Raw genomic sequence first — 20,304 nt, forward strand, 5'->3', positions numbered from 1 at the left:
GCCCGTCTGCCGTGAACGGCGGACGTCCGCCCTCCGTGGACGCGGTGGGCGGACGTCGGCCGGAAACGGCAGACGCCCGGGGGACGGTGCACCGCTGGGCAGCCGGTGCACCGTCCCCCGGGAGGGCGTGCTGTCTCGTACGGGCCGGTCAGGCCGGGTCGGTCACGTCGCGCTTGGTGGACAGGACCACCAGGCCGCCGATCACCGCGATGGCGGTCAGCACGGCGCCGAAGATCGTGGCGCCGTTGGTCAGGCCCACCGCGTCGCTGAGGTAGCCGGCTGAGACGGGCAGGATGCCGGCCGGGATGTAACCGCCCACGTTGAGGGCGGCGTTGGCCTCGGCGAGCCGCTGCGGCGCGACGGTGGAGTTGAGCAGCGACAGGCCGCCGAGCTGGCCCATGCCCTGGCCGGCGCCGGCCAGCAGCGCGGCGATGACGAGGACCGCGACCGCCTGGGAGTGCACGGCGATGATCAGCGCGACCATGCTCAGCATGGTGCTCACCGCGCCGGCCGTCAGGATGGTGCGGCGGCGCAGCTTCTGGACGGCGAACTGCACGCCGGTGGCGGTGAGGAACATCACGAAGGCCATGGCGCCGGCGACGATCCGGTTGGTGGTGCCGAGCAGGCCGGACAGCAGCGACGGGCCGAGCGAGAGCACGAACGAGGTGGCGGTGATGCCGGGGGCGAAGACCGCGATGCCGAGGGCGAGCTGACGGCCGTTGCCGCTGGGGACGCCGGGCACCCGGATCCAGGCGCCCTTGCCGCGGTTCTCGGGGCGGCGCACCGGCATCCGCAGGACGACCAGGACGGCGCTGGCCAGGACCACGGCCTCGACGACGAACACGGTGACGGTCGGCCCGGGGGCCAGCTCGGAGAGCACACCGGCGAGCAGCGGGCCGAGGCCGGCGCCGAAGACCATCGCGCAGGAGGCGAGCAGGGCGGCGACCCGCTTGCGCTCGGGCCCGGCGACGTCGGTGACCGCGGCCATGCCGGCCGAGACGACCGCGCCGACCGCGATGCCGGTGAACAGTCGCGCCACGATCAGCGCGGCGACGCTGGTGGCCGTTCCGAAGATCAGGCAGGCGGCGAGTCCGAGTGCCAGTGCCGGGAGCAGGACGGGCTTGCGGCCGATCCGGTCCGAGACCACGCCGGAGACCAGCAGCGAGCCGATCAGGCCGACGATGTAGAACGCGAACACCACGGTCAGGGTGCCCTTGGAGAAACCGATGTCGTGCTGCCACAACACGTACAGCGGCGTGGCCGCGTTCGAGAGGACGAAGACGGCGGTGACCGGCCAGGCGGCCAGCCACACCCACCACAGCGGGGCGGTGGGCTTGGCGGCGGCGGCGGCGGGGGTGGTGGTGGTGGCCTTGGTGGCGCGCTGCACCTCCTTGACGGCCTGGACGGGTGCGGTCCTGGTCTCGGACATGACGGTTCCTCCCGATCTGACTGTTGGCTCTCCAGCAGTACGAGTCGAGTCGAACTTAGCATGCAGTACGATGAAAGTCGTACAGCATAGGAACCGGGTTATGAGGAGTTGAGGAGTTGCCTATGACCACGACCACGGCCGACGCACCCGCCTTCAAGGTGCTTCCGGAGCCGTCCGACCTGCCCGAACCGCTCGCTGAGCCGGCCGTCGAGGAACTGCGCCTGGAGAACGTGATGGGCGCGCTCAGCGACCCGCTGCGGCTGACCATCGTCCGCAAACTCCTGCTGGAGTCGGAGGACTTCGACCACTCCTGCGGCTGGTTCGGCTTCGACCGTCCCAAGTCCTCGCTCACGCACCACTTCAAGGCGCTGCGTGAGGCGGGGGTGACGCGCCAGCGCCAGTACGGGCTGGAGCGCCGCAGCCATGTGCGGGTGGACGACCTCAACGCCCGGTTCCCCGGGCTGCTCGACCTGGTCGCGGCCTGGACCCCGCAGGCCTGACCGGCGCTCGGCCCCCGGCGGCGTAGGGCCGCCGGGGGCCGTCGGCTCGTCGGGTCGTGCGACCGGGCAGGTCGGTGGGAATGGGGGATCATGGGTGGGTACCGCTGATTTCGTCTGGTGAAGGACCCCGAACCGTGGCCCAGATCGTCCTCTTCCACTCCGCCGACGGCCTGCGCCCGGTCGTGCACGCCGCCGCCGACCGGCTGCGCGCCGCCGGGCACACCGTGCACACCCCGGACCTGTTCGAGGGGCGGACCTTCGACGACTCCGAGGCCTCGCGCGCCTATCAGGAGGAGATCGGCGGTAGCGACGAACTGCTGAAGCGCGCGGTCACCGCCGTCGCCCCGCTCTCCGGGGGCGGACTGGTGTACGCCGGCTTCTCGCTAGGCGGCGCGATCGCGCAGAACCTGGCCCTCGCGGACGAGAAGGCGCGCGGACTGCTGCTCCTGCACGGCACCTCCGACCTGCGGGAGGACGCGGCCACCTCGATCCCCGTCCAGCTGCACATGGCCGACCCGGACCCGTACGAGCCGGAGGACTGGCTGAACGCCTGGTACCTGCGGATGCGGCGCGCGGGCGCGGAGGTCGAGGTGCACCGCTACCAGGGCGCCGGGCACCTGTTCACCGACCCGGAGCTGCCCGACTACGACGAGGAGGCCGCCGAGCGCGCCTGGGCGGCGGCGGTGGACTTCCTCGCGGACCTGGAGGACTGATCCGGCGTCGGGCCGGCCGGTTCGGGAGCCGCTCCCGGTGCCGGCCGGGGCGGTCGTACCGGTCGTACCGGCGGGGTGACCGTCAGGGGCGCGAGGGGCCGCGGCGGGGGAGGGTCTGGCTGTAGACGACGCTGGTGGTGGTGCTGCCGAAGCCGGCGAGCTCGTCGACGAGGGTCTCCAGGTGTTCCATGGAGGTCGCGGCCACCTTCAGGGTGTAGCAGTCGTCGCCGGTGGTGCGCAGGCACTCCAGGATCTCGCGGCGGTCGGCGAGCACGCGGTGCAGCGGCTGGTGGTGGTTGCCCGGGTACTTCAGCCGGACGACGGCGAGCACCGGGTAGCCGACCTTGGCCAGGTCGACGGTGGCGTGGTAGCCGGTGATGACGCCCAGCGACTCCAGATTCCGCACCCGTTCGGTGGTGGCGGAGGGGCTGAGGTTGACCCGGCGGCCCAGCTCACTGAGGGAGATCCGGGCCTCCTGCTGGAGCTGGTCGATGATCGCCCAGTCGGTGTCGTCGAGGTTCGCGGTCACCGGGCGATATTACCGGGAGATTCGCGGCGGATGGTAGTGATCACCGGGAGGATCTTGTTCCGGGCGCGGCGTGCCCGGGAATAGCCTCGGGGCATGCAACTTGGCGTCAACGTACCGAACTTCGGACCGGGCACCGACCCCGGCGTGCTGCGCGCGTGGGCGGTGGTGGTGGAGGACCTCGGGTTCGACCTGCTGATGGTCTCGGACCACGTGGCCGTGACCGCGGACGTGGCCGAGCGCTACCCGGAGCCGTTCTACGACCCGTTCGCGACCCTGTCGTGGCTGACGGGGGTGACCGACGGACGGCTGAGGATCGGGACGACGGTGCTGGTGCTGCCGTACCGTCACCCGCTGCTGGTGGCGCGGATGGCGGACAGCCTGCACCGGCTCAGCGGCGGGCAGTTCGTGCTCGGCGTCGGAGTCGGCTGGGCGCGGCAGGAGTTCGACGCGCTCGGGGTGCCGTTCGCCGCGCGGGGGCGGCTGACGGACGAGTACCTGGGGTCGATCCGGGAGGCCTGGCAGGGGCGGGACACCGCCGCGCCGCCGGTCTGGATCGGGGGGCACAGCGAGGCGGCGCTCCGTCGGGCCGTGAAGTTCGGCGACGCCTGGCACCCACTGCGGCTGCCGATCGCGCGGATGCGCTCGGTGCTGGCGGAGCACGAGCTGCCGGGGTTCGCGCCGCGGGTCGCGCTGCGGCTGACGGACGCGCCGGTGGGCGATCCCGAACGGCCCGCCGGGGTCGGCGACTTGGCACAGGTGATGGGCGACCTCGCGGAGCTGCGCGAGCTGGGCGCCGAGGCCGTGGTGCTGGACCCGTACCACGGGGACCCGGAGGAGACCCGTCGGTACGACGTGGCGTGGCAGGCTCTGGTGACGGTTTCGGAACACTGGAAGGCCCAGAGGAAGGCACAGTCATGATCACAGTTGCCGACGAGGCGCTGCTGCGGCGCGCGATCGCCGTCGCGGCCCGGGCGGTCGAACTGGGCGACGCGCCGTACGGCTCACTGCTGGCCGCACCGGACGGGACGGTCCTGGTCGAGGCCCACAACACCGTCCGGCGGGACGACGACATCACCGCGCACCCCGAACTCAAACTCGCCCGTTGGGCCGCCCGGGAGCTGAGCCCGCAGGAGGCCGCCGGTACGACCATGTACACCAGCTGCCAGCCCTGCGGCATGTGCGCGGGGGCGCTCGTCCGCTCCGGGCTCGGGCGGGTGGTGTACGCGCTGGCGACCGAGCAACTCGTCGAGCTCAACCCGGAGTCGGGCGCCTGGCCGGTGGTGCGGCAGGACGGCCCGGCGCTGTCCGAGGAGGCGCGCGGGCCGATCGAGACGTACTACCGGTCGTCCTGACGGCGGGGAGGTGCGGGCGCTCGCTCCGAGGACGGGCGGCGCCGCGATCAGGGAACCCGACGGGACGGGGGTCTGTCGGGCCGAATGGCGGTCGGCGGGGCGCGAGTTCGCGCCCCGCCGGTCTGCGAGGGGCTGCCGCAGTCCGGGGTGTCGGTGGCCTCTGCGAGCATCGTGCCGTGACTCGTACCCCTGGCCAGCGTCCCGACGAAACCGTCCTCGATGCCCTGCGCACCGCCTTCCCACCGGAGTGGCGGGAACCGGCCCTGGGTGGTGAGGGCGTCGCGCGTTGGGAGGCGGTGAACGGCGTCGTCCTGCCGGAGCCGTACCGGACCTTCGTTGCGGAGATCAGCAACGGCTGCAGCCTCGGCCCGGCGGAGGACGGTGGCCTCCAGCCACTGGGGTGGCTGCCCGACGGCTGGCCGGACCTGGGTGAGCGGCGGCCGGGGGAGCCCTTCCCGCTGGAGGCGGCCTGGCTGTGGGAGGACGACGAGGACGTCGACCCGGACGACCCCCGGATCGACGCGGTGTTCCTGCACGGGTCGGTGGTGCTCGGCTCGGACGACGGGCAGTCCTTCTGGTTGCTGGTGACGACCGGGCCCCGGCGGGGCGAGGTCTGGATGGTGTCCGACGTCGCCGCCCTCCCGGTGCCCGGGCCGGAGGCCTGGGGCTTCGCGGAGTGGGTCCGGCAGTGGCCCTCGGACGAGGAGTGGCAGGTCTGAGGCGACCTTCAACGCTTGACGACGGCGGTGCCGCCGTCCAGGTCGATGCCCGTCCGGGGCGGGGCGCCGTCGTGCTCGTCGTCGCGCAGGGTGAGCTGGGCCTGGCGCTGCTCGATCTGGACGCGCTTGTTGGCATTGAAGAATGCGTGCAACTCCTCGGTCGCGGTGGCGCCGAGGCCGAGGCCGCCGGGGCGGGACCGGGCGTTCAGGCGACGGGCGAGCCAGGCGGGGTGGCCCGACCGTACGACGAGGTGTCGGATCGAGGCCAGGGTGAAGGGCACGATCACCAGGATCGCCATGAAGAGCAGGCCCGCCGTCATCACCATGCCGACCCAACGTGCGCGGGCGGCCGATGCGTTCCTGGTCTAGCGTCAATTCGGGTGTGGCAAACGGATACTTGATGCTTTTGTGGTGCGCATGAGCGATGAGAGTGCGGCGCCCGCGCGGTTCAAGGACCTGGCACTGGATGCGACCGACCACCAGGGGCTGGCCGACTGGTGGTGTGCGGCCATCGGATATGTGCGCAGGCAGTCGATCGACGGAGTGGAGCTGCCGGACGGGTGGGGGATTCCGATCGTCGATCCGGCCGGGAACGGTCCGTTGATCTGGATCAATCCGGTGCCGGAGCGGAAGACGGTCAAGAACCGGATGCACCTCGACGTGTGGGGCGACGCGGGCCGGCTGGCGGCCCTGGGGGCGACAGTGCTCCAGGCGCCCGACGGCGAGATCCGGTGGCATGTGCTGGCGGACCCCGAGGGGAACGAGTTCTGCGTGTTCGCTCCGCAGGGCGAGGTCGACTGATGGCGCAGGAAGTCGGATGGTCCGACTTCCTGGGCGGTGGGGGAGTCGTCGTAGGCGATGACAGCTCCGATTCCCGGACGGTGGTCACAACACGACGGCCTCGTACGGGTGGCGTGCGCGCTTTAGTCGTTCGCAGTAAGTAGCCTACGAATCACTAATCTCAGCCGGGCAAACGACGGCTGCTCATGTGTCGGGCCTGATCCGGCCCACTGAGCAGCCGTGACCTTGCCCTGCGCATCGACTCGGAGAGGAGATGGAAATGGCTGCGAAGAATCATGGCGAGGCGGCCCCCAGGCACGGATGGATGACGAATCCCCGCTCTCGCGCCGACATCCACTTCAACGGCGGCTGGCCGTCCAACGGGCTGGAAGCGGGCAAGTTCTTCCCGGCGACGCGGGTCGGACTGGCGGACCCGGACGTGCCGACGGATGTCGTGAGTGGGCCCAAGCCGGTGCCGCCGGACGGGAAGATCGCCAGCGGCGGAAGCGAGCCGGCCGGTGCGGTGCTCGACGAGCTGCGGGACTGGCCGAAGGTGGATCTGCCGTCGGGCACGGAGGTTCCCTTCCAGTGGAACTTCTCGATGAAGCACCGGACGCGCCGATACAGCTACTTCATCACCAAGGATGGTTGGGACCCGAGCGCTCCGCTGAGCCGCGCCCAGTTCGAGCCTGAGCCGTTTGCGACGTACAAGCCGTACGACGACCTCCCGTACCCGGACATGCCGCCGGCCAAGGACGACCCGCACCTCGACAAGCCGCACCCGGTCAAGCTGCCGGTGCGTTCCGGCTACCACGTGATCCTCGGCGTGTGGGAGGTCGCCGACACCGGTCACGCCTTCTACCAGGTGATCGACGTGAACTTCACCCGGTAGTGCCGGTGGGGAGGCCGCCCGCCGTGGCGGACGGCCTCCCCGAGCGCGTTCCGGGGCGCTGTCGCTGGTCGCGGGGGCTGGCGGAGAAGCTGAGGACCGTGCTGCGTCGCCCTGTTGGACGGATGGGCTGACGGTCGCGTCGCCCGGGGTGCCCTGCGCGGGAAGTCGGACGGGCCGACTTCCCGCGCGGCCGTTGCTGCTCCTGGAAATTGGGGTGACGAGGGGGTGGTGCGTAGGGAAACTGGGTTGCTGTGAAGCAGCTTGAGGTTTCCGAGCTTGATCATTTGAGGGAGATGGAGCGGCTCGTCCACGCAGTGGTGCGTGCCGCGGACAAGGAGGGCTGGCTCGAGTACGGGCCGGAACCGGGGGACGCGACGCCGCTGCAGCGGGCGGTGAACGAGCTGGCGCGGAACGTCCTGTACTACCACTTCCCGGGGGACGGTTGTCTCCACGAGGAGCAGGACCGCCCGGAGTTGAAGCTCGCGGGCGTGGCGATCCTGCGGCCCGAGGCGATGCCGGAGGGCATGGAGGAGACCTACGAGCAGGCGTGCCTGCGGCTGGGGGTCGATGCCCGGCCGGAGGGGTGGGCGCTGTGGAACACCTGGGGCGACGGCGGGATCCCTGTCACGATGGTCGTCGCGGCGGTCGACACCACCGAGGGGCTGCTCTGGCACTGGTCGAGGGGCAGGCGGTTCTACCCGGTGACGCCGCTGCCCTCGCAGGTCGCGCTCGTCCACAGCGGCTGGCACGCCCACATGATCTTCTCCCCGGAAGGGGTGCGGAGGATGGGACTCCGCAGGCAGCCGTGACCCGGGCCGGTTGGGCTGGCGCTCGTCCTCGCTTACTGGGCTCGGCTGGCGAGGTGTCCGGTGGGGGGTTCGGCGCGGATTCCGGCGGCCTTGAAGGAGACGCGCTTGCCCCGGCCGGCGAGTACGACGGTCGCGCCTGTGAGGGTGGCGGAAGTCGTCGGCCAGCCGGACCAGCCGTCCACTTCGAGGTTCGCCACGTCGGTGCAGACCAGGACGAACTCGACCGCGTTGTGTCCTCGCGCCTGCCACAGCTCTGCGGCGGCGGTCGGGGCGGTGAAGGCGAAGAACCTCAGGGTGACGGAGGTTTCGCGTTCGTCGATGAGGACGGAGGTCAGGTCGAAGTCGGTGAGGGGAGGCGGGGGTGAGCCGGCAACTGCGCGGATGGGGGCGGGGTCGGTCAGCTCGGCGGACCAGTCGCGGTCAGGCATAGAACGTCTTCGTGATGATGGGCGGCAGTGTGTGGTGGTGGAGGCGCTGGTCGAGGGGGCTCTCGAACCATCGCTGGTTCGAATCGTTGGAGTGGTACGCGTTGAGGTGGACGGCCTTGAGCGCGGCGTGTGCGGTGAAGGCCAGGAGGAATTCGGGCCCACGCACTGTGACTTCGACCCGGCGCTCGTAGATCTGGGGGAGGGCGGCGAGGTCGATGTCCACAGCGGTGTTGTTGGGGACACCCCGCATCCGGAGGTCCTCGCCCACCGCCATGAAGTCGATCTGGGCCTCGAACCGGTCGCAGCCGGCCTCGATCCAGGCGGTGGGGGCGAGGCCGGGGAAACGCGGAAGCTCTACGCGGAGCTTCACACCCTGACCGTAGGGACTCAGGTGGACCGATCTGAGGACCAGGCGCTCCAGGGGAGGCAGCTCGGTGTAGAGCGCGGTCAGCCGCTCGGAGTGGACCAGCAGCTCCGGCCACAGGGCGGCTGACATGGATGGTCTCCTGTGGTGAGGGGACGAGGTGCATTGGGCGTGGTGGTCGAATTCGCCGACCTTGATGTCGTGGAGGAGGGTAGCGAAGGTAGCAGTTGCGCCCGCTCGCGCGGTGCGCGCGAGCGGGCGCAACGCTCTGGGGTAGTGGCCGCACGGGGAGTCGGGCGGGCCGACTTCCTGCGCGCGGTGGGCTTGTTAGGCGTGGTGGTCGAACTCGCCGGCCTTGATGCCGTGGAGGAGGTCGGCGAGGGCGGTTGGGGTGGTGCGGAGGATGGTTTCGCCTTCGTCGGACTCGCGGAGTTCGACCAGGCTGCCGGCCTTGCGGACCTCCACGCAGTTGTCGCCGGAGCTGCTGAAGGATGACTTCTGCCAGTTGGAGTTGGGCATGTCGGCCTCCTGAGTTGGGTGGCAGATGCTACGCCCCCTCGCTCGGGGAGAGCGAGGGGGCGTGGAGTGTCAGGCATGGTGGTCGAATTCGCCGGATTTGATGCCTTGGAGGAGGGCGGCGAAGGTGGTGGGGGTGGTGCGGAGGATGAGGTGGCCCTCGTCGGATTCGCGGAGTTCGACCGCCCCGTTGGCTGTGCGGACCTCCACGCAGTTCTCAACGTTGCCGCTGAAGGAGGACTTCTGCCACTCGGTGTCGGTCATGTCGGGTCCTTTCACAGGTTCCGCGCGATCTTGCGAATCAAGTCGCGAGAGTCCTCCTCGCTCAGCGCTGACGCTTCGGTGCGTTCGAAGATGGCCCGGTAGCTGGTCAGCTCGCTGACGGCATCGAGGTATTCGGGACCGTGGGAGGACTCCCGTTCAACGGTGTCGAGTTCAGGGACCGCCCCGAACGCATACGTGAGGTTCTCGGCAGGTCCGGGGAAGGTCTCGATGTCGAATGGTACGACTCGAACGGTCATCCAGGGCAACTCGGAGTCCTCGAGCAGGGAGGAGAGCTGCTCCTTGAGGATCGGCGTGCCGCCGAACCGCGTCCACAACACTGACTCGTAGATGTAGAAGGTCAGGGGCTTTGGATTGCGACGCAGATCGGCTTTGCGCTGCATTCGGAACGCGGTGCGGGCCTCCAGCTCGTGTCGAGGCAGTGGTGGGTAGACGCGTCCAAAGACGGCTGAGGCGTAGTTGAGGGTTTGGCAGACACCAGGCATGTGGGTGAGAAGCCACAGCATGAGCTCGCGGGAGGTTCTCTCAAACTCTGCGTTTTCGAGGACGCCGTCCGGGACAGTGCCTCGATACTCCTCCCACCAACCCTTGGAGCGGTCCCGAGCCATGGCTTCCAGGGCCTCGATCAAAGGCGGATTCACGCACTTGCAGGCTGCCGCGAAGGACCTGAGCCGCTCCGAGCTTACGCCGATCTTGCCTGATTCCATCTGGCTGACCTGAGTTCTGTCGATGCCAAGGGCCCTGCTCAGGTTGGAGGTCGAAAGTCCGGCGGCCTCGCGCATCTTCCGAAGCTCGGCACCAATGCGACGTTGGCGGACCGTCGGGTTGAGTCGTGGCGGCATTGAGTCCTTCCTTGCCCGATGTGCCCCAAGTCTGCCGTCGGGATTGGGCGCAGGTCCACCCGGGGCGGTCAGTGACACTTGCGGGTGAACCCATCCCGGTTTTCGTTCTACACGTGATACGAGCCCTGTATGGTAAGTGTTACATCAATCGATCCGATGCATCGTCAACTCTGGCTGCTGTCAAGCAGTTTCTTCGCATCTAGGGAGAACTCCCATGCGTCAGATCAACACGCCCTCGCTCGCCATCTCCCGGCAGTCCCTGCGGGACGCCATGGGCCGGGTCGGGTACCCGCCCTCCTCCATCGCGGACGCGGAGCTCGCGCTCGTCGAGCTCCTCGTGAACGCCTGGCGGCACGGCGCCACCCCCGCGCCGGTCGTCCAGATCCTCGCGATCCACCGCATGCTCCGCGTGGCCGTCGCGGACGAGAGCCCGACGATGCCGGAGCGGTGCATGCCGGGCCTCCTCGCGGAGTCCGGCCGTGGGCTCCAGCTCGTGGAGGGCCTGACCCACCGGTGGGGCGTCGACCTCCAGGAGAGGGGCAAACTCGTCTGGTTCGAGCTGGACTCCGTCGCGTGAAGCGCCGGCGCCGGCCGATGACGCCGACGGATCCGCGCATCCGGGGCTACCGGGACGAGCACGTCCTCGCTCTCCTCAGTGAACTCCACGAGCGAGGCAAGAAGTTCGGGCTGGTCTGGCCCTCGGCCTCCACGGACAGGACGCTCGACGGGCGCGTCCTCGTCCGGTTCAACACGGCGCCGGTCTCGACCCTGCTCAACCTCCTCACCCTGCTCCTCGACGCCGAGCGGGACCGCCCGTGCGATTCCTGATCGGGGCGGCCTTCGCCGCCCTCCTCGCCCTCGCGTTCGCGACCCTCGCCCTGGGCGTGATCACCGCCCTCCGCGCGACCCCGCCGGACGAGGACGCCTGACCGCCAGCCCCCGCAGCCCCCGCGTGCCGGGGGCTGCGGCACGATGGGGGCGTGGCAGAGCGGAGATACGAGTACGCACCGGCGGGGACGCTGCCGGGGTTGTTGCAGCGTGGCCGGGGGCTCGGTGCGCTGATGGCGGCGGAGGATCCCGCCTCGGCTGCCGACCTGATCTACGGCTGCATTCGTTGGGAGTGGCGCTGGGACTCGAACTTCGACGACCGGCACCTCTACCTCGCCCGGCTGATCCGTGACCTGGAGTTGCCGCTCGGACCGGTGATCGAGATGTTGGCCGGGGACGAGGGCACCCGTGAGAGGGCCACCGGCGTGCTGGAGCTGCTGGCGACCTCCGGCTCGGTGGAAGCTCGGGATGCCTTGCCGTCGGAGGTCCAGGAGGAGGACGAGGGCTGGGTGGGCCCTCCGAGGAAACAGCCCGATCCGATGGCCGAGTTGGCGAGCAGCGCGCTGCTGGAGCTGCTGGCCGACCCCGCCGAACCGGAGAACCGTAAGGTCAAAGCACTGGGGTCGCTCTACGACCGGGATCCGGAGCCCGGGCTCGTCCCGCTCGTCCCCGCGCTCGGCGAGGCGGACGGTGAGCACCCGCTGCCGATGTTGTCCCTTGTCGTCCACAGGCTCGGCGCCCTCGCCGTGCCGGCCGCCCGGGACTGGGCCACCTCCGACACCCGCTGGCTGGCCAGCGAGGGCCTCACCGTGCTGCATGCGCACGGCGAAGAGCAGGACATCCCGACCCTCGTCGCTGAGCTGGAGCGGGACTGGGCGGATCGCACCTGGTGTGGCCCGATGTACACGGCACGAGGGCTGGCGCGGTTCGGGCCGAAGGCGGCCGACGCGATCTCCCTGCTGCGCCGCTTCTGGCTGTGGACGCCGCACTCCTATGAGCGCCATGGCTACCTGGAGGCGCTGGCGGCGATGGGGGCGGCCGGGATGGCCGAGGCGTACACCGAGTCGCTCTGGGACTGCCAGTCCGAAGCCCGTCGGATCGGCGTCGCGCATGCGCCCGATCGGCCCGAAGTGAGAGACCGCCTGGCCTACCTCCGGGACGACCCGATGGAGGACCCGGAGATCAAGAGAGCCGCCGCGGCGCGACTGGCCGGGCAATAGGAGTCCCGCACGCCCGGCCCGGAAAAATCACCTGCCGCACACCGACAGCTGCGACACGATGGCGCCCGTGACAGAGCGGAGGTACGAGTACGCGCCGGCGGGGACGCTACCGGGGCTGTTGCAGCGCGGCCGGGGGCTGGGGGCGCGGATGGCGGCGGAGGATCCGTCGTCGGCCGCCGAGCTGGTGTACGGGTGCATCCGCTGGGAGTGGCGCTGGGACCGGAAGGTCGACGGCGCCGCCGGCCTGCCGGAGGCGTATCAGGAATCCCTCTGGGACTGCGAGGCGAACGCCCGCCTGCTCGCCGTCGAGCACGCTCCCGACCGTCCGTACACCCTCAGCCGGGTCGCCGAGCTACGGGACGATCCGATGGAGAAGCCGGAGATCCGCAAGGCTGCCGAGGCGCGGCTCGCCAGCTGACCGACCCCCTCGTCACAGTCCATCAACCAATCGCGAACTTCGAGGCTTCGTGGCGGCGTTGGGCCCTATTGTGATCCCCGAGTGTGCACCGGGTGGCCAGGCCGACCCGGATGCCGACGACGTTTGGGGGGCACATGCGTGAGTGGGACGGATTCCTGGCGGCGGACGACTACGGCGTGACGGAGAGCAGCGCCTCGCTCGGCTACTCCGAGACCGAGACCGAGGCCGTCACGGTCTCGGTCGAGGCCGAGGTGAACGAGGTGTACGTGGCGGAGGCCGTCGAGGTGGTGGCGGTCTCGGAGGCCAGCTTCGAGAGCTACCTCTCCGTGGCGGAGACCTGCAGCGCCGCGGGATCGTACGAGTCCGAGGCCTCCCTCGGCCATACCGCGCACGGCGGCGACCACGCCTCCGACGACAGCGGCCTCTCGCACGCCCACGACTACGGCCACGACTACGGCCACGACGGCGACGCGGCGTTCGACGGCCCGGATCTGTTCTGACCACTCCCCGGACACCCGGCGTCCGGCGTCGGGTGGGCTGATCCTCCCTGCCTGCCGCCACTGGAAGGGCTGTGCCCTCGATGCCCTTGATCACCCTGGACGCCGAACGCCGGATCGCGGCTCCGCCGGACCAGATCCACAACGCCGTGGTGGCGGTGCTCCACCGGGCCCACGCCGTCGGCCGACGCCTCGTCGACGGGGCGCCTCGATGATCCCCGGCCGTCCCCCGGGCGGGGCGAGGGCCAACGGCCTGGCGGGCTGGGCGGGCACCACCTACGTCCGGTTCGTCTCGGACGCGGGCCAGGCGGTGCTCGACATGCCCGCGGTCGGCGCGATGCTGGCGATCCCCGCGCTGATCGGCTCCGAGCGGGTGCCCGCGGGCCAGGCGCCCTCGCTGCCGGACACGCTCCGGGCGAAGGTGTTCGACCTTGCCGCGCTGATCGAGACCAGGCTCTCCCGGGGCGCCTACGAGGTCGAGACCGTCGAGGTCCCGACCGAGCACAAGCTCACCTTCCAGTTCCTGCACCAGCAGGCGGCGATCCGCTCCCAGCTGCCGGTGCGCACGCTCTGCGTCTGCCGGGACTGCAAGCACGCCAAGGTCGTCAACCTGGACCTGAAGCGGCTGCAGACGAGGAACCGCCGCATCAAGATGCTGGTGGCCGTGCTCGGTGTGACCGCCGGGCGCAACGACCCCAATCCCTTCCAGGTCTTCAGCACGGTGTTCCGCCAGGCCAAGCTGGAGCCCGACTTCATCTGCGCGCGCTGCGAGAGCACCGAGGCGTACGAGCGCCCGGTGACCTTCTGCCCCGGGTGCGGCGACCAGCGCGAAGAGGCCGTGCTCACCACCTGCGGCAAGTGTCGGCACGACTTCCGGGCTCTGGTGCGCGGTGCGCGCATCTGGGACGACACGCCGCCGGCGCCGCCGATGCCTCCGCTACCGCCCCCGCCCGCGGCACCCCCGATGCCTCCGTCCCCACCCGCGGCCCCGATGCCGCCCCCACCTGCGCCGCCGCCCGCGCCCCCGGTGCCTCCGTCCCCACCCGCGGCCCCGGTGCCGCCCCCACCTGCGCCGCCGCCCGCGCCCCCGGTGCCTCCGCCCCCGCCCGCGGAGCCGCCCGCCACCGGGTTCGGACCTCCGCCCGCCGACTACCCGGCGCCAGCCGTACCCGCGCCCGCGCCCGTGCCCCAGCCGGTGCCGCCGCTGTCCCGGCCGCGGTCCTCCGCGCCGCCGGTCAACCCGTACGCGCAGCCTGCCGACGCGGCGCCCGCCAGCGCAGCGCGCAGACGATACTGCACGATCTGTGGCCAGCCGAACGAGGTGCTGTGGAGCGTGCAGGTCCCGCGCGACGGGGCCTCGCAGCAGTTGACCGTCTGCGCCACCACCCCGGCCTGCTCCCCGCCGTCCGCCACCGGAGCCGTCCGGGTCTGAGCGGCTGCCTCAGGCGGTCACGGGCGGTCCCGGACGGAAAAAATCACCAGCCGCGCCGCCGGCACCTGCGGCACGATGGGCCGCATGCCCGAGGAGACCGAGGACGAAGACCGCTACGCACCGCCGAAGACCCTCCTCGGCCTCCTCCAACGCGGTCGGGGAGCGGGTGCCATCCGAGCGGCCCGGAAGCCCGCCGAAGCGGCCGACCTGGTCTACGCCTGCGTCCGCCGCGACTGGAGCTGGGACAGCCTCGTCGACGAGCGCTCGCTCTACCTCGCCCGGCTGCTCCGTGACCTGGAGCTGCCGCTCGACCCGGTGGTCGAGGTGCTGAGCACCGGCGACGAGTACGACCACGACCGGGCCGCCGAGATCCTGCGCCTACTGGCACGCGGCGGATCCGAGGAGGCCCAGGAGGCCGTGCGGCTGCACGTCCGCGAGCCGGAACCCTGGTCGGACGTCCGGAAGACGCCGCAAGAGCCCAACCCCCTGGCCGAGTTGGAGACCCCGAAGCTGCTCGCCCTGCTGGCCGACCCGGACGCCCCGGAGGACGACAAGACCGAGGCCCTGCGGGTCCTGCGCCGCCGCGACCCCGACCCCGGCCTCGTCCCGCTCGTCCCCTCCCTCACCACGGCGGACGGCGAGCGCCCGCTGGTCCTGCTGATCGGCAACATCGGCAAGCTCGGTGCTCTCGCCATGCCCGCCGCCCGCGAGTGGGCCGCCTCCGGCACCCGCTGGCTGGCGTGGCAGGGCCTGACTGTCCTGGCCGAGCACGGCGAAGCCCAGGACGTCCCCGCCCTCCTCGCCGAGCTGAAGCAGGACTGGGCGGACGGCGTCTGGTGCGGCCCGGAGCGGATGGCCCGCGGCCTCGCCCGCTTCGGCGCGCAGGCCGCCGAAGCCGTCCCGATCCTGACCCGCTACTGGCTGTGCACCCCGCACTCGTTCGAGCGCCCCGCCTACCTCGAAGCCCTGGCCGCGATCGACCCGGCCGGCCCGGACATGCTCGGCCTCGACCTGGCACACACCGAATCGCTCTGGGACTGCCAGGAGGACGCCCGCCTCCTCGGGATCGAGCGGGCCCCCGACCGCCCCCACGTCCGGGAGCGCCTGGCCGAGCTCCGGGACGACCCGATGGAGGAGCCCGAGGTCAGGAACGCCGCCGCCAGGCGACTCGCCGGGCCGACCTGACGGCCCTCCTCCCGGGCGGGGGAACGGGGCGAGGCGGGCTAGAGTAGACGCGTGAACGTGTGAGTGATGGTCCGGACCCCGAGAGGTGTTCCGGGCCACATCCATTTCCAGGGGTAACCCCTGTGACCTGCACGTTCGCCGGCCCACCAGACCAGCACCAGAGCCTCCGGAGGCCCCGCCTTGAGCGACCAGCCGTTCGCGCATCTGCACGTCCACACCGAGTACTCGATGCTGGACGGTGCCGCCCGGCTGAAGCAGATGTTCAAGGAGGTCGAGCGGCTGGGCCAGACCCACGTCGCGATGACCGACCACGGCAACATGTACGGCGCCGCCGAGTTCCACCGGCAGGCCACCGACGCGGGGATCACCCCCGTGATCGGCATCGAGGCGTACGTCGCGCCCGAGTCCCGCTCGAACACCAAGCGCATCCTGTGGGGCCAGCCGCACCAGAAGAAGGACGACGTCTCCGCGTCCGGCGCGTACACCCACAAGACCATCTGGGCCCGGAACAAGGAGGGCCTGCACAACCTCTTCAAGCTGACCTCGCGCTCCTACGCCGAGGGCTGGCTGGTGAAGTGGCCCCGGATGGACAAGGAGCTGATCTCCGAGCTGTCCGGCGGCCTGATGGCGACCACCGGCTGCCCGTCCGGCGAGGTGCAGACCCGCCTGCGGCTCGGCCAGTTCGACGAGGCCGTCAAGTCCGCCGCCGACTACCAGGACATCTTCGGCAAGGAGAACTACTTCCTGGAGCTGATGGACCACGGCCTCGACATCGAGAAGCGGGTCCGCGACGGGCTGCTGGAGATCAGCAAGAAGCTGAACATCCCCCCGGTCGTCACCAACGACTCGCACTACACCACCGAGGCTGACGCCGGCGCCCACGACCTGCTCCTCTGCGTCCAGACCGGCAAGAACCTCTCCGACCCGGACCGCTTCCGCTTCGACGGCACCGGCTACTACATCAAGTCCGCCGCCGAGATGTACGCGCTGGACTCCTCGGACGCCTGGCAGGAGGGCTGCCGCAACAGCCAGCTGCTGGTCGCCTCCCGGGTCGACACCGAGGGCATGTTCAAGTTCAAGAACCTGATGCCCCGCTTCCCGATCCCGGAGGGCTTCGAGTCCGAGGCGGACTTTTTCAAGTCCAAGGTCTGGGAGGGCATGGACTGGCGCTTCCCGGACGGGTACGACGAGGAGCACAAGAAGCTCGCCGAGTACGAGATGGACACCATCATCCAGATGGGGTTCCCGGCGTACTTCCTCGTGGTCGCCGACTTCATCATGTGGGCCAAGAGCCAGGGCATCGCGGTGGGCCCCGGCCGTGGTTCGGCGGCCGGTTCGCTGGTCGCGTACGCGATGGGCATCACCGACCTCGACCCCATCCCGCACGGCCTGATCTTCGAGCGATTCCTCAACCCCGAGCGCATCTCCATGCCCGATGTCGACATCGACTTCGACGAGCGCCGGCGCGGTGACGTGATCCGCTACGTGACGGAGAAGTGGGGATCCGACAAGGTCGCCATGATCGTCACGTACGGCACCATCAAGGCGAAGGCCGCCATCAAGGACTCCTCCCGAGTCCTCGGCTACCCGTACGCGATGGGCGACCGGATCACCAAGGCGATGCCGCCGGACGTCATGGGCAAGGGCATCCCGCTGTCCGGCATCACCGACAGCTCCCACCCGCGCTACGGCGAGGCGGGCGAGATCCGCGGGCTGTACGAGACCGACCCGGACGTGAAGAAGGTCATCGACACCGCGCGCGGCATCGAGGGCCTGATCCGCCAGCCCGGCGTGCACGCGGCCGGCGTCATCATGTCCGCCGAGCCGCTGACCGACCACATCCCGGTGTGGACCCGGCACACCGACGGCGTCACCATCACGCAGTTCGACTACCCGACTTGTGAGGGCCTCGGCCTTCTCAAGATGGACTTCCTCGGCCTGCGCAACCTGACGATCATGGACGACGCCGTCAAGGCGATCGAGAAGAACAAGGGCGAGAAGATCGAGCTGCTCAAGCTGCCGCTCGACGACAAGCCGACCTACGAACTCCTCGCCCGCGGCGACACGCTCGGCGTCTTCCAGCTCGACGGCGGGCCGATGCGCTCGCTGCTGCGCCTGATGAAGCCCGACAACTTCGAAGACATTTCGGCCGTGCTGGCGCTGTACCGCCCCGGCCCGATGGGCGTCAACTCCCACACCAACTACGCGCTGCGCAAGAACGGGCAGCAGGAGATCACCCCGATCCACCCGGAGCTGGAGAAGCCCCTGGAGGAGGTGCTCCGGCCGACGTACGGCCTGATCGTCTACCAGGAGCAGGTGCAGAAGGCCGCGCAGATCCTCGCCGGCTACTCGCTCGGCCAGGCGGACCTGCTGCGCCGGGCCATGGGCAAGAAGAAGAAGGAGATCCTGGAGGCGGAGTTCGTCCCCTTCCAGAAGGGCTGCCGCGAGCGCGGCTACTCCGACGCGGCCATCCAGGCGGTGTGGGACGTCCTCGTCCCCTTCTCCGGCTACGCGTTCAACAAAGCGCACACCGCCGGGTACGGGCTGGTCTCGTACTGGACGGCCTACCTCAAGGCCAACTACCCGGCCGAGTACATGTCCGGCCTGCTCACCTCCGTCAAGGACGACAAGGACAAGTCGGCGGTCTACCTCAACGAGTGCCGCAAGATGGGCATCAACGTCCTGCCGCCGGACGTCAACGAGTCGGACTCGGACTTCACCCCGCACGGTGACGACACCGTCCGCTTCGGCCTCACCGCCATTCGCAACGTCGGCGGGCCGGTGGTCGAGTCGATGATCCGGACCAGGAAGACCAAGGGGAAGTTCAGCTCCTTCCCCGACTTCCTGGACAAGGTGGAGTCGGTGGTCTGCAACAAGCGGACCGTCGAATCGCTGATCAAGGCGGGTGCCTTCGACTCGCTCGGGCACACCCGCAAGGGCCTGAGCGCGCAGTTCGAGCCGATGATCGACAACGTGGTCGGCGTGAAGCGCAAGGAGGCCGAGGGACAGTTCGACCTCTTCGGCGGCGACACGGCCTCGGACGAGCCGAGCTTCGGGCTGGACGTCGTGTTCTCCGAGGAGGAGTGGGAGAAGTCCTTCCTGCTCGCCCAGGAGCGGGAGATGCTCGGCCTGTACGTCTCCTCGCACCCGCTGCACGGCATCGAGCACGTGCTCGCCGACAAGGCGGACTGCGCGGTCGCGGACCTCGCGGAGCGGCCGGACGGGACGATCGTCACCATCGGCGGCATCATCTCGGGCCTCCAGCGGAAGATGACCAAGCAGGGCAACGCCTGGGCGATCGCCACCGTCGAGGACCTGGCGGGCTCGATCGACTGCATGTTCTTCCCGGCGAGCTACCAGCTGGTCTCCTCCCAACTGGTCGAGGACGCCGTGGTGTTCGTCCGCGGCAAGCTGGACAAGCGGGAGGACGTGCCGCGGCTGATGGGCATGGAGCTCTCCGTCCCCGACCTGTCGAACGCCCACGCCGAGGCACCGATCACCATCAACATCCCGAGCGGGAAGGTCACCCCGCCGCTGGTGGCCCGGCTCGGCGAGGTGCTCGGCAGCCACCGGGGCACCACCGAGGTGCGGGTGCGGCTGGAGAGCCGCAACAAGACGACGGTGCTGCGGCTGGACCGACACCGGGTGAAGTCGGACCCGGCGCTGTTCGGGGACCTGAAGCAGCTGCTCGGGCCGAGCTGCCTGGTGGTCTAGCTGCATGTAGGGTCCGCGAGTTGACGCGAAACGAGGAGCCCGGAAGGCGTACACGCCTTCCGGGCTCCTCGGGGTCGGGCGGTCGTCTACCGCGGGAGGGACAGCGGGAGGACGGTGCGGTGCGGGGCGGGGCGGGGTGGGATCGGGGCCTAGAACCATCGGCCGATGATCAGCCGAGGGCTTACCGATACTTTCGAATGGGCGCAAGAACCACCGAGAGGTGATTTCGGATCGAGGGTTTCGTCAGTGCCGCTCACCGGGGTTGTGCCGGGTCCTTGCGGATGAGCTCTTCAGCAGCGCAGGTCTGGTCATCGTCCAGGGTGAGGCAGATGTTGAAACCTCGGTCATCACGCTGGACCGCGGCTTCGAGGTCGCACCGGCTGGTCGGTTCGCCGGTGTTCGCCGACACTCTGAACGAATTGCCTTCGGTCGCCGAGTCCGAGGCTTTGAAGCTGTGAGACGAGCCGTTCTGCACCCAGAACCGCCACCTACCGCCTGTCATACTCGTAGAGCACTTGTAGTCGGGCACTGCATGGTTGATCCCACTGGCTGTCAAGCTGTGATCGGCCGACAGGTGCACTTTGGCGCCGGCCGCATTGGCCCAGTCCCCGACCAGATCGACCTGTTTGATCACGGCCGTGTCGCCGCCGGCGTCGGCGCACGATGCGCACGCGAGAACCAGGCACCCGAGAATCGCTGCCACCCGCCCGAAAGACCTGTTGAGTCGGTAAGTCGGGCGGCGCACCCTGTCGCGTGGCCGCAGTGACGACTGCCCGCCGCAGCCAGGTTCGGCCAGGTCCTTGCGCGCTGAATCCATGTCCCACCCCATCGGTTGAGAGGGTCGCCGCACGTAGT

The 20,304-nt window shown here is 70.0% G+C and carries 26 protein-coding genes; 17 read left to right on the forward strand and 9 right to left on the reverse strand.

Translation table 11 applies throughout. The features are described from left to right. Window positions 1–148 precede the first annotated feature (148 nt). Window positions 149–1,429, reverse strand: coding sequence for an MFS transporter (locus ACIRYZ_RS05765; protein ID WP_402940006.1), 1,281 nt, complete (start codon window positions 1,427–1,429; stop codon window positions 149–151). Between the two features lie 122 nt (window positions 1,430–1,551). Here ACIRYZ_RS05765 and ACIRYZ_RS05770 point away from each other — a divergent pair, with 122 nt between their 5' ends. Together ACIRYZ_RS05770 and ACIRYZ_RS05775 are read left to right on the forward strand one after the other, a co-directional pair. Then, complete coding sequence (locus tag ACIRYZ_RS05770; RefSeq protein ID WP_387620515.1) at window positions 1,552–1,929, forward strand: ArsR/SmtB family transcription factor; 378 nt, start codon at window positions 1,552–1,554, stop codon at window positions 1,927–1,929. A gap of 134 nt (window positions 1,930–2,063) precedes the next feature. Continuing rightward, window positions 2,064–2,642: a dienelactone hydrolase family protein gene (locus tag ACIRYZ_RS05775; protein WP_402940009.1), complete on the forward strand. Its 579-nt coding sequence runs from the start codon at window positions 2,064–2,066 to the stop codon at window positions 2,640–2,642. An 82-nt stretch (window positions 2,643–2,724) separates the two neighbouring features. On the opposite strand, the gene ACIRYZ_RS05780 is transcribed toward ACIRYZ_RS05775, so the two are convergent. Beyond that, complete coding sequence (locus ACIRYZ_RS05780; protein WP_393026563.1) at window positions 2,725–3,171, reverse strand: Lrp/AsnC family transcriptional regulator; 447 nt, start codon at window positions 3,169–3,171, stop codon at window positions 2,725–2,727. 93 nt (window positions 3,172–3,264) lie between these two features. On the opposite strand from ACIRYZ_RS05780, the gene ACIRYZ_RS05785 reads away from it, so the two are divergent. The 3 genes from ACIRYZ_RS05785 to ACIRYZ_RS05795 all read left to right on the forward strand — a co-directional run bounded on the left by ACIRYZ_RS05785 (window position 3,265) and on the right by ACIRYZ_RS05795 (window position 5,242). Beyond that, window positions 3,265–4,089, forward strand: a complete 825-nt coding sequence (locus ACIRYZ_RS05785; RefSeq protein WP_402940013.1) for an LLM class flavin-dependent oxidoreductase — start codon at window positions 3,265–3,267, stop codon at window positions 4,087–4,089. Beyond that, window positions 4,086–4,523 (forward strand): nucleoside deaminase, encoded by a 438-nt coding sequence (locus tag ACIRYZ_RS05790; RefSeq protein ID WP_402940016.1) that lies wholly within the window; start codon window positions 4,086–4,088, stop codon window positions 4,521–4,523. The genes ACIRYZ_RS05785 and ACIRYZ_RS05790 overlap by 4 nt, the downstream gene beginning before the upstream one ends. A 176-nt stretch (window positions 4,524–4,699) precedes the next feature. Then, window positions 4,700–5,242 (forward strand): SMI1/KNR4 family protein, encoded by a 543-nt coding sequence (locus tag ACIRYZ_RS05795; protein ID WP_402940019.1) that lies wholly within the window; start codon window positions 4,700–4,702, stop codon window positions 5,240–5,242. An 8-nt stretch (window positions 5,243–5,250) separates the two neighbouring features. Here the strand turns inward: ACIRYZ_RS05795 and ACIRYZ_RS05800 are convergent, their stop codons facing one another. Further along, window positions 5,251–5,568: a DUF6191 domain-containing protein gene (locus tag ACIRYZ_RS05800; protein ID WP_402940021.1), complete on the reverse strand. Its 318-nt coding sequence runs from the start codon at window positions 5,566–5,568 to the stop codon at window positions 5,251–5,253. A gap of 91 nt (window positions 5,569–5,659) precedes the next feature. Here ACIRYZ_RS05800 and ACIRYZ_RS05805 point away from each other — a divergent pair, with 91 nt between their 5' ends. From ACIRYZ_RS05805 to ACIRYZ_RS05815, 3 genes are all read left to right on the forward strand, one after another. Then, the gene (locus tag ACIRYZ_RS05805) at window positions 5,660–6,043 is read left to right on the forward strand and encodes a VOC family protein (protein WP_402940542.1); all 384 of its coding nucleotides are present in this window, start codon (window positions 5,660–5,662) and stop codon (window positions 6,041–6,043) included. Between the two features lie 304 nt (window positions 6,044–6,347). Next, the gene (locus ACIRYZ_RS05810) at window positions 6,348–6,914 is read left to right on the forward strand and encodes a lytic polysaccharide monooxygenase auxiliary activity family 9 protein (protein ID WP_402940024.1); all 567 of its coding nucleotides are present in this window, start codon (window positions 6,348–6,350) and stop codon (window positions 6,912–6,914) included. A gap of 293 nt (window positions 6,915–7,207) precedes the next feature. Then, a complete protein-coding gene (locus ACIRYZ_RS05815; RefSeq protein WP_402940026.1) occupies window positions 7,208–7,723 on the forward strand; it encodes a hypothetical protein in 516 nt (171 codons plus the stop codon). A gap of 32 nt (window positions 7,724–7,755) precedes the next feature. Here the strand turns inward: ACIRYZ_RS05815 and ACIRYZ_RS05820 are convergent, their stop codons facing one another. From ACIRYZ_RS05820 to ACIRYZ_RS05840, 5 genes are all read right to left on the reverse strand, one after another. Then, entirely contained in the window at window positions 7,756–8,151 is a 396-nt protein-coding gene (locus ACIRYZ_RS05820) for an Imm50 family immunity protein (RefSeq protein ID WP_402940029.1), read from the reverse strand. After that, complete coding sequence (locus ACIRYZ_RS05825; protein WP_402940032.1) at window positions 8,144–8,647, reverse strand: Imm50 family immunity protein; 504 nt, start codon at window positions 8,645–8,647, stop codon at window positions 8,144–8,146. Before ACIRYZ_RS05825 ends, ACIRYZ_RS05820 begins: the two co-directional genes overlap by 8 nt. Window positions 8,648–8,842: 195 nt before the next feature. Then, entirely contained in the window at window positions 8,843–9,034 is a 192-nt protein-coding gene (locus ACIRYZ_RS05830; RefSeq protein WP_402940035.1) for a DUF397 domain-containing protein, read from the reverse strand. A 69-nt stretch (window positions 9,035–9,103) separates the two neighbouring features. Further along, complete coding sequence (locus ACIRYZ_RS05835; RefSeq protein WP_402940037.1) at window positions 9,104–9,295, reverse strand: DUF397 domain-containing protein; 192 nt, start codon at window positions 9,293–9,295, stop codon at window positions 9,104–9,106. 11 nt (window positions 9,296–9,306) lie between these two features. Further along, the gene (locus tag ACIRYZ_RS05840; protein WP_402940040.1) at window positions 9,307–10,155 is read right to left on the reverse strand and encodes a helix-turn-helix domain-containing protein; all 849 of its coding nucleotides are present in this window, start codon (window positions 10,153–10,155) and stop codon (window positions 9,307–9,309) included. A 214-nt stretch (window positions 10,156–10,369) separates the two neighbouring features. On the opposite strand from ACIRYZ_RS05840, the gene ACIRYZ_RS05845 reads away from it, so the two are divergent. The 9 genes from ACIRYZ_RS05845 (at window position 10,370) to dnaE (ending at window position 19,449) form a co-directional block, all read left to right on the forward strand. Then, window positions 10,370–10,732, forward strand: coding sequence for an ATP-binding protein (locus ACIRYZ_RS05845; RefSeq protein ID WP_402940043.1), 363 nt, complete (start codon window positions 10,370–10,372; stop codon window positions 10,730–10,732). Further along, complete coding sequence (locus ACIRYZ_RS05850; RefSeq protein WP_402940046.1) at window positions 10,729–10,983, forward strand: hypothetical protein; 255 nt, start codon at window positions 10,729–10,731, stop codon at window positions 10,981–10,983. The genes ACIRYZ_RS05845 and ACIRYZ_RS05850 overlap by 4 nt, the downstream gene beginning before the upstream one ends. Window positions 10,984–11,135: 152 nt before the next feature. Next, complete coding sequence (locus ACIRYZ_RS05855) at window positions 11,136–12,203, forward strand: hypothetical protein (RefSeq protein ID WP_402940047.1); 1,068 nt, start codon at window positions 11,136–11,138, stop codon at window positions 12,201–12,203. 67 nt (window positions 12,204–12,270) lie between these two features. Next, window positions 12,271–12,621, forward strand: a complete 351-nt coding sequence (locus ACIRYZ_RS05860) for a hypothetical protein (RefSeq protein ID WP_402940052.1) — start codon at window positions 12,271–12,273, stop codon at window positions 12,619–12,621. 134 nt (window positions 12,622–12,755) lie between these two features. Next, the gene (locus ACIRYZ_RS05865; RefSeq protein ID WP_402940057.1) at window positions 12,756–13,121 is read left to right on the forward strand and encodes a hypothetical protein; all 366 of its coding nucleotides are present in this window, start codon (window positions 12,756–12,758) and stop codon (window positions 13,119–13,121) included. A gap of 80 nt (window positions 13,122–13,201) precedes the next feature. Next, entirely contained in the window at window positions 13,202–13,333 is a 132-nt protein-coding gene (locus ACIRYZ_RS05870; RefSeq protein WP_393026627.1) for a hypothetical protein, read from the forward strand. After that, entirely contained in the window at window positions 13,330–14,550 is a 1,221-nt protein-coding gene (locus ACIRYZ_RS05875) for a hypothetical protein (protein ID WP_402940059.1), read from the forward strand. Before ACIRYZ_RS05870 ends, ACIRYZ_RS05875 begins: the two co-directional genes overlap by 4 nt. Window positions 14,551–14,634: 84 nt before the next feature. Beyond that, on the forward strand, window positions 14,635–15,735 hold the full coding sequence (locus ACIRYZ_RS05880; protein ID WP_402940062.1) for a hypothetical protein: 1,101 nt from the start codon (window positions 14,635–14,637) through the stop codon (window positions 15,733–15,735). A gap of 180 nt (window positions 15,736–15,915) precedes the next feature. After that, window positions 15,916–19,449 (forward strand): DNA polymerase III subunit alpha, encoded by a 3,534-nt coding sequence (gene dnaE / locus ACIRYZ_RS05885; protein ID WP_402940064.1) that lies wholly within the window; start codon window positions 15,916–15,918, stop codon window positions 19,447–19,449. Between the two features lie 253 nt (window positions 19,450–19,702). On the opposite strand, the gene ACIRYZ_RS05890 is transcribed toward dnaE, so the two are convergent. Continuing rightward, window positions 19,703–20,152: a hypothetical protein gene (locus tag ACIRYZ_RS05890; protein WP_402940067.1), complete on the reverse strand. Its 450-nt coding sequence runs from the start codon at window positions 20,150–20,152 to the stop codon at window positions 19,703–19,705. Window positions 20,153–20,304: the final 152 nt, after the last annotated feature.

The sequence above is a fragment of the Kitasatospora sp. NPDC101155 genome, assembly GCF_044768305.1.
Taxonomy (GTDB): Bacteria; Actinomycetota; Actinomycetes; order Streptomycetales; family Streptomycetaceae; genus Kitasatospora.

Coding starts and splice junctions, on each gene's coding strand:
- ACIRYZ_RS05765 (WP_402940006.1), bottom strand. CDS start 1,429: ATGTCCGAGACCAGGACCGCACCCGTCCAGGCCGTCAAGGAGGTGCAG.
- ACIRYZ_RS05770 (WP_387620515.1), top strand. CDS start 1,552: ATGACCACGACCACGGCCGACGCACCCGCCTTCAAGGTGCTTCCGGAG.
- ACIRYZ_RS05785 (WP_402940013.1), top strand. CDS start 3,265: ATGCAACTTGGCGTCAACGTACCGAACTTCGGACCGGGCACCGACCCC.
- ACIRYZ_RS05790 (WP_402940016.1), top strand. CDS start 4,086: ATGATCACAGTTGCCGACGAGGCGCTGCTGCGGCGCGCGATCGCCGTC.
- ACIRYZ_RS05800 (WP_402940021.1), bottom strand. CDS start 5,568: ATGGTGATGACGGCGGGCCTGCTCTTCATGGCGATCCTGGTGATCGTG.
- ACIRYZ_RS05805 (WP_402940542.1), top strand. CDS start 5,660: ATGAGCGATGAGAGTGCGGCGCCCGCGCGGTTCAAGGACCTGGCACTG.
- ACIRYZ_RS05810 (WP_402940024.1), top strand. CDS start 6,348: ATGACGAATCCCCGCTCTCGCGCCGACATCCACTTCAACGGCGGCTGG.
- ACIRYZ_RS05815 (WP_402940026.1), top strand. CDS start 7,208: ATGGAGCGGCTCGTCCACGCAGTGGTGCGTGCCGCGGACAAGGAGGGC.
- ACIRYZ_RS05820 (WP_402940029.1), bottom strand. CDS start 8,151: ATGCCTGACCGCGACTGGTCCGCCGAGCTGACCGACCCCGCCCCCATC.
- ACIRYZ_RS05825 (WP_402940032.1), bottom strand. CDS start 8,647: ATGTCAGCCGCCCTGTGGCCGGAGCTGCTGGTCCACTCCGAGCGGCTG.
- ACIRYZ_RS05830 (WP_402940035.1), bottom strand. CDS start 9,034: ATGCCCAACTCCAACTGGCAGAAGTCATCCTTCAGCAGCTCCGGCGAC.
- ACIRYZ_RS05835 (WP_402940037.1), bottom strand. CDS start 9,295: ATGACCGACACCGAGTGGCAGAAGTCCTCCTTCAGCGGCAACGTTGAG.
- ACIRYZ_RS05840 (WP_402940040.1), bottom strand. CDS start 10,155: ATGCCGCCACGACTCAACCCGACGGTCCGCCAACGTCGCATTGGTGCC.
- ACIRYZ_RS05845 (WP_402940043.1), top strand. CDS start 10,370: ATGCGTCAGATCAACACGCCCTCGCTCGCCATCTCCCGGCAGTCCCTG.
- ACIRYZ_RS05865 (WP_402940057.1), top strand. CDS start 12,756: ATGCGTGAGTGGGACGGATTCCTGGCGGCGGACGACTACGGCGTGACG.
- ACIRYZ_RS05870 (WP_393026627.1), top strand. CDS start 13,202: ATGCCCTTGATCACCCTGGACGCCGAACGCCGGATCGCGGCTCCGCCG.
- ACIRYZ_RS05875 (WP_402940059.1), top strand. CDS start 13,330: ATGATCCCCGGCCGTCCCCCGGGCGGGGCGAGGGCCAACGGCCTGGCG.
- ACIRYZ_RS05880 (WP_402940062.1), top strand. CDS start 14,635: ATGCCCGAGGAGACCGAGGACGAAGACCGCTACGCACCGCCGAAGACC.